Below are 4,175 nucleotides of genomic sequence, written 5' to 3' on the forward strand. Positions count from 1 at the left end.
CATGTAAGGGTAGGGGCGTCCCACATGCCCGGTGGAATCCGGCGTAAACAGGCAGTCAGGCTCATAACCGGCCTTTTTTGCCTCCCTGGTGACTATGGCCATCATCTCATCCGTATATCCGGTTGTCGATCCGATCCGAATTCCCGCACGTCTTAATTTCTCCACGGTTTCAAGCACATGCTCCTTCGGCTCGGCAAACTGATCCAGTACCTTCATCAATTTATCCAGGAACAGATCGTGCATGGCGTCCACATCGCTGTCCTCCGGCTCTCTTCCATGGATCTGTACGAATTCCCGATGTATCCGGTTCATCCCCAGCATCGTCTTAATATGATCCCATTTCAGCATTCCCATGGGCTTTCTGGTCTCCTCCATGGTAGGCTCAACACCAAACTCCTTAAATACCTCAACAAATGTCTGCACCGGCGCGAAACACCCATAATCCACAGTCGTTCCCGCCCAGTCAAATATAACCGCTTTCCATTTCATAAATTCAATTCTCCTTTTCCTTCCAATAATCAGCCAGAATCGCACAAAGCTTTTCCATGTCTTCCGGATAGATCTCTCCGATATTTCCCACGCGGAAGGTTTCCGCATCGGTCACTTTTCCCGGATATATGGCGTATCCCCGCTCCTTGATATAGGAATACATCTCCTGAAAGCTGCAGCATTTATCTTCCGGATAGAAAAATGTAGTAATGATCGGTCCCTGATGCTCCGGTCCCACGTAGGGGCGGAATCCCAGCTTTTTTAATCCCTCAATCAGTATGCGGTTATTTTCCGTATATCTTGCGTGCCTGGCCGCAATGCCGCCTTCCGCCTCCAGCTCCCGGATCGCCTGTGCAAATGCGAGAACCACATGGGTTGGCGAGGTATAGCGCCATTTCCCATCGGCCTCCATGCATTTCCACTGGTCATACAGGTCCAGAGACAGGCTCCGCGCCACGCCTTTCGCCGCTTCCAGCGCGTCACGCCTGCATATGACAAAGGAAAAGCCTGGAACACCCTGAATGCACTTGTTCGCACTGCTGACTATAAAATCAATGCCCCAGTCACCGACAGGAATTTCCATGCCGCCAAAGCTTGACATGGCGTCCACAATCATGGTTCTCCCCGCCGCCTTTACGACGCGGCTCACAGCCTCTATATCATTTAAAACCCCGGAGGTGGTCTCACTGTGCACCATGGCTGCATGAGTGATCTGCGGATTCTCTTCCAGCATTTTTTTAATAACCGCGGCATCGGGAATCTCATCGTAGGCGGTCTCGTACACCGTACAGGAGATTCCTGCGTGGTCCGCGATCGCCTTCATGCGCAGCCCGTAAGAGCCGTTCGCCGCAATCAGTAAATGATCCCCGTCCCCTATGGTACTCGTCAAAACGGATTCCACGCCGAAGGTCCCGCTGCCCTGCATCAAAACGGCCGTATACTCCGGTTCTGTCACGCCTGCCAGTTCTAAAAGCTTCTTGCGTATCCACTGTGTTATCTGCTTATAGTCGTCATCCCAGGTACAGTGATCCACCATCATCTCTCTCTTCACGGTATCCGTGGTGGTCAGTGGTCCCGGTGTCAATAATTTATACTGTATCATGCTTCTTATTCCCCTTCTTATTTTGATTGCCTTTGCGTATTTCGTCAACGCTTCTGTACTTTACTTTAATGCCTCTGCACTTTTCTTCAACGCCTCTGCACTTTTCTTCAGCGCCTCTGCATTTTACTCCAATACCTTTGCATTTTCCGACAACTGCTGATGCTTCTCCAGAAGCCCAACCGTCAGCTTCTCCGGAAATACCATAGGGTACGCGGATTTGTTGGCGGAATCACTGCTCTCCCCCTCATATACCGGCAGCGGGTAAGTCTTAAGCAGCTCCTGGCGTCCGTTTTTGATAATGCATTCCGCCATCTCCATGGCCAGCGGATTGCTCTCTGCACCCTTATCGACTACTGCGACAGACTCAGTCAGTGAGAAGTTGCCTTCCGGCGGGTCCACATAGTCCACGGGAAGTCCATCCACCTTGTCCGCAACGGCCTGATGGCGAAGACCGAAGCCCACCCCCACCTCTCCGGCGCGCACCTTTTTAAGCGGTGCGGAGCCTGAACTCTCGATATGATCTCCCGCGTTCTGATAGATGCCGGCAAGAACCTCCGTCGCCCCATCCTCTCCGTAAGCACTGACCAGCGCCTGGATGAGCAGCCATGCAGTGGAAGAACTCTTTACATCGGTTACGGATACCATTCCCGCATACATAGAGTCCGCCAGGTCCTTTAAGCCGGTCGGCATCGGCAGGTTATTTTCCTTTAAAACCTCCGTATTTACAAAAATGGTTCCTTCCTGGGCCGTAATCGGTGTATAGAACGCCGGGTACTCGGCAAGGGGCTTCGTCTCAAAGGACAGGTCCTGAAACATCTGATTCGTCTCCTGTGCGCTGTCTAAATAGAAGGAACTCATGGTGACCAGATCGGCCTCGATATTGGTTCCCTCCGCCAGAAGCTTTCCGCCCAGCTCGGAGGTTCCAAAGGACTGAAGAATGTATTTTCCCTCGTAGCCATTACCGTCCAGCGCATTTTTCATGGCCTCTATGGCCTCGTCGTCCGCATTCGTATAGATTACCACTTCCTGCGCCTTCTTCTGACATCCGGTGAGCGCGGCCATCGCGCCCAGGGCACAGACCATGGCCAGTGCTGCCGCTCTTTTTCTGTTTTTCATATTCTTACTCCTCCTGAATTTTCCTGTTTTTTTCTGTTCCGCCGCAATACTCTGCCGGCCTTCGCCTCTTTCCGATCCGTCGCCAGCCAGGAAAACAACGCCCTGGCCGCCAGGTTCGTGAGCAGAATAAAGATGGACAATACAAAAATCTCATTATATTTCGTGTAATACTGCAGTTCCTTAATCTTCGTGGTGATCACCATCGTCCGGGCTCCCGCGATAAAGATCACGGCGCTGACCGTTACCATGGCGTTGACAAAATAGTAGCTGAATACTTCCAGAATGGTAGCCATGGCATTGGGCGTCACCACCCGCACAATCGTCTTCAGCCAGGTGTCCCCCATGAGCATGGCCGTCGTCTCCCAGGACGCGTTCATCTTTGCCAGGGAGTTCTTCATCATCAGATACGGCGTGGAAAAATAGTGGATCACATTGCAGATGACGATGAGGGTCAGAGTATTCTGCAGGGAAGTACCTGAGAACACCAGCATATAGGCGATACCCACCACCATGCCCGGTATGGTATTGGTGATCAGGGAAATGTTCTCGATCACCCGTTTCACCTTTTCCGGCAGATGGCTCCGCGCCGTGGAAAGGGCCGCTCCATAGGTGGTAAGAGAGCCGGTAAGCGCGGTCAAAAATGCAACCAGCAGGGAATTCTTATACACTCCCAGCAGACTCTTATCGCTCAGGACGCTCTGCAAATGCTCCATGGTAAAGCTGACCCGGTACGGCCATTCTTCCACAAACGGCACCACGAAGATCACCGCGAACACCGACAGCACCACCACTAAGACCAGGGCGCTTCCCAGGCCGAGTATGCCGTCCCTCAACCGGTTTCTCCGTATTTCTATTGCGGAGATTTTATTATAGCGGATATTGTATTTCTCCAGATAATGCAGCAGCGTGATCGTGAGCACCGACGGGATCAGCATCAGAATCGCAACTACAGAACCGCGGTTAAAATTCGGTATGCTGCCCAGCATCTCATTGTAAAGCACTGTTGCCACCACCTCATACTTCCCTCCCACGGAGGCAGGAATCCCATAGTCCGTAAAGCACAGGAAGAAACACTGTACAAAGGAGGCCGCCAGCGTCCCCAGCAGCGGCCGGGCCACCGTCCGGAAAAACGTCTGCCACGGATTATCCCCCATAATCCGGGATACAATGGAGAATTTCTTGTCTATGTATTCCATGGTGTTGGACACCAGCAGAAATGACACCGGCAGCGTATAGATTAAATATCCCAGCAACAGCCCGTAAAAGCCATAAAGCTCGAACAGCTGTCTTCCGAACAGCCTCGTGATCAGTCCCTGCTTTCCAAAGGAATAAATAATGGCAAATCCATACGTAATGGTCGGCAAAAGCATCGGTATCACCGCCGCCCGCCGAATCAGGCTTTTATAGAAGGAGGGCAGATTGCTGTAATGAATGGTGTATGCAAGCAGAAATGCCAGCAGCGTCGAAA

4 protein-coding genes are annotated in these 4,175 nt (G+C 52.0%); all 4 read right to left on the bottom strand.

Annotated elements, in window-relative coordinates; translation table 11 throughout:
• Window positions 1-489: phosphonoacetaldehyde hydrolase (phnX, locus tag ACLTD4_RS06505; protein ID WP_412331203.1), on the bottom strand; the 489-nt coding region annotated here is incomplete at its 3' end.
• 4 nt (window positions 490-493) lie between these two features.
• A complete protein-coding gene (locus ACLTD4_RS06510; protein ID WP_117620944.1) occupies window positions 494-1,591 on the bottom strand; it encodes a 2-aminoethylphosphonate--pyruvate transaminase in 1,098 nt (365 codons plus the stop codon).
• Between the two features lie 123 nt (window positions 1,592-1,714).
• Window positions 1,715-2,707, bottom strand: coding sequence for an extracellular solute-binding protein (locus ACLTD4_RS06515; protein ID WP_117620945.1), 993 nt, complete (start codon window positions 2,705-2,707; stop codon window positions 1,715-1,717).
• Window positions 2,704-4,175, bottom strand: a 1,472-nt coding sequence (locus ACLTD4_RS06520) for an ABC transporter permease subunit (protein WP_412331204.1), incomplete at its 5' end; no start/stop codon positions are given. The genes ACLTD4_RS06515 and ACLTD4_RS06520, both read right to left, overlap by 4 nt.

It is taken from the genome of Hungatella sp., assembly GCF_046966825.1.

Bases quoted from the DNA above. Each gene is read 5' to 3' on its own strand.
- ACLTD4_RS06510 (WP_117620944.1), bottom strand. From the start codon at position 1,591: ATGATACAGTATAAATTATTGACACCGGGACCACTGACCACCACGGAT.
- ACLTD4_RS06515 (WP_117620945.1), bottom strand. From the start codon at position 2,707: ATGAAAAACAGAAAAAGAGCGGCAGCACTGGCCATGGTCTGTGCCCTG.